At 29.7% G+C, this 2,879-nt stretch carries 3 protein-coding genes; all 3 read right to left on the minus strand.

The window, feature by feature from the left end:
* Positions 1 to 607, minus strand: a 607-nt coding sequence (locus AC4MRQ_RS25530) for a hypothetical protein (protein ID WP_491200560.1), incomplete at its 3' end; no start/stop codon positions are given.
* Positions 608 to 888: 281 nt separating this feature from the next.
* Positions 889 to 1,551, minus strand: a complete 663-nt coding sequence (locus AC4MRQ_RS25535; RefSeq protein ID WP_491200561.1) for a hypothetical protein — start codon at positions 1,549 to 1,551, stop codon at positions 889 to 891.
* A gap of 162 nt (positions 1,552 to 1,713) precedes the next feature.
* Complete coding sequence (locus AC4MRQ_RS25540) at positions 1,714 to 2,451, minus strand: hypothetical protein (RefSeq protein ID WP_491200562.1); 738 nt, start codon at positions 2,449 to 2,451, stop codon at positions 1,714 to 1,716.
* Between the last annotated feature and the right edge of the window lie 428 nt (positions 2,452 to 2,879).

Raw genomic sequence — 2,879 nt, forward strand, 5'->3', positions numbered from 1 at the left:
CTATCGGTGGAACATAATTGCTTTTAATATTATGAACTGAAGGTAGTTTGTCAACCTTGAAATTGCTTAGTTTCTTTGGAAAATCGTAAGCTGAGAAATCGTTTTCATTATGCTTGGTAGATTTATTATAATTCTCTGCGAATGAGTTTAAGTAGTTTGGAGTGTTGATATCATTAAAGCTATTACCACTAATTTTATCATAATACTTGTTTTTCCAATATTCTTGAGGGAACTTTTCATCATAATTAAATTTGCCACTTGGGCTGTAATTTGAACCTCTTAAAGCTTCAAGCTTATATGACTTTAAATAGTCTTTTGAATTATTTAGTGTATCCCATTCAACGATAGCACCTAAGCCTTTTTCAATCGGTACATGTTTTTTCCTATTATTGAATGTTGCATGCAATTCATGCTTTTTAGGATTATAAGTAAAATGGTCACCTGAGTTAGATTTTGTATCAATCAGAATCTCTTTCTTTTTGGTCGAAACATGTTTCCAATCTTTGTCCTTTTTTTCTGTTTTTTTTGGTTTCGATTTATCACCACCCACAACTGCTGCACAACCAGCGACTGTTGCTCCTAGAATAATTAATGAAATTGGGTCCATAACAATATTGTTTAAGTTGCAAACATTACAATAACAATCAAAAGTTACTAAAAAAGAATGTATTATATGCGCTGTGAAAGATTATATTTTCATAAATATATTAACACTTAACAGTTGAAGTAGTTAAAATTGCACCTAATGGTTGGTATATGTTGCTGTAGTGGATTTCGGGGCAGCGTTCCTGTCCGGTAGGACGGAACGATGTGCGAGAATCCGCAGCTTGCACACCACCAAACCCAGCTAAGCAATATGGTACTTTGTTAACGGCTTGTTTTTAGTTTTTATTTATTTTCAAGTGTGCCTAATACATTTTCATGCGTTTTATTCATCAATCGTTTAAACTTGGTTCTTATCTGTTTAATACTTAAGTCAAAGAATGTCTTTTTGTCAACCGAAATTAAGTCTTTAATCTGTGACTTAGCTTTTTCTGATAACTTTGAACCACTATGAACGAAATTGTTTCTTTTTATGTAAATCGATTTGATTAATTTTTCCAAATCTGTCGACAATAAAAATACGTTGTGTTTGCTTAAAAAATCAATAATCTGAAAACGATTTTTTAGGTTTAGTTTGTCTAAAATAAATTCGAAATCATATCCTTCAGAATCATTGATTATTTCTTTTATTTTTTCTTTCCATTTTGTGTCATGTTTTAGAAAATAGTCACTGTACTTAAATAACAATTCCTGTATTAATTCTTTTAAATATGTCTCAAATGTTGTTGCCAATGAAATAATGGCATGTTCAAAACAAGAAATTGAGATTTTCTCCAATTCAATATCTTGAACCGATTTTACAATATTTCCATATTCTGGATTTATATCATAGGCTTTATCTTGATATTGGTAATTGTATCCTCCAATCTTGTCAACAGCTTGAATTAACATATTGGTTCGCTCTAAATTTATTTCGAATGCTTTAAAAGCACAATTTTCTTTAATCATATTCTAAAGCTAAAATCTATCTGTTAACGTTGAGTGTATGATTTCGTAAGGGATTGCGGGCTTCAAACTTATCAAGTTACCACCCAAAATGGATGCGGGTGATGCAGCTCCAAAAACTTTGAAACCCTTATGAATTATACACATTGTTGTGCTTTCGTGCTATTATTTGTTCATTCTTTTCTTATAATTAAAAAAATATTTTTCCGTATACTTCTGAAATAGAGGAAGAAAAATATAAATTGAAAGTAGTAGTTGAATAATTCTCAAGAGTCTACCAAACCAATTGGCTGGTGAATAATAATTTTCATCAATATTTAGCCCTTTTAGTAACGTGTCATAAGCAAAATGGCTATAAGGCAACTCCTTGTTTTTTAAAATGACAATACTTTCTTGAATAATACCTCTATCTGTTTTCATAGATTCATAATAAAACTGAAAAAGTTCTTTAAATGCGTTTTTGGGAATTAATTTATCAGTGCAACTTAATTTTTCGAAGGCTTCTGCAGAAGTGTACTTTTCAATATTATTTATTGCAAAAGGACTATCTTCCAGAGGCATTTCCACAAAAACCTCTGGATTTGAGAGAACCATTAATTTGTAATCAACTTTTCTTTCATTACCTGCGACTGGAATGCCATTTGTGCCTCCGACCATATAAATGAACTTTACATTTCTTATAATGATATTTTCTTGGATTCTAAACGTATCTATATAATATTCATCTCTCCCATTATAAGTAAGCAACTGTTTTTTGGTTTTTATTGTATCACATATGTATTTAGAATTAAGTTTTGAAATAGTGGATGCAAGTAAGCTACATTTTTCCTCTAGAGAAGAATTTAATTTCTTAAGACTATTAAGTTGATTTTTATAATTTCTCTCTATTTGTTCCTTATTCACGATATAAGAGTAGTTGTCGTTAGTGTAGAGTAGGTAATGAATACTAGAGAACAAAGTAGAAATTAGAAAAAAGAGAATTAAAATTATTTTAATATCGGTGCGTTTTTTGAAGTAAAAAAAACAAATACTATTAGAATTCCGTATCCAGAGAAAAACAAAAGCAATTGCGTAAGAGTTTTTTGATTAGAAGGTAAAAACAATTGAAATATCTTTTTTTCAATTACTGTATAAGACTCTATAAATGTCACAATCAATAAAATGACAATTACAGGTATTAACGTTGCGAGTATGTAACGAACTATATTATTTAGATTCTCATTTTTAAACATTCTATCTTTTTTCAGCATGAAGCACAACTTTTCTAAAAGTGCATAATGGCACTTATTTCTTATTTAAATCTTCAAAAAGTGCACAATACATACTGATAT

The sequence above is a fragment of the Carboxylicivirga sp. genome, assembly GCF_982718395.1.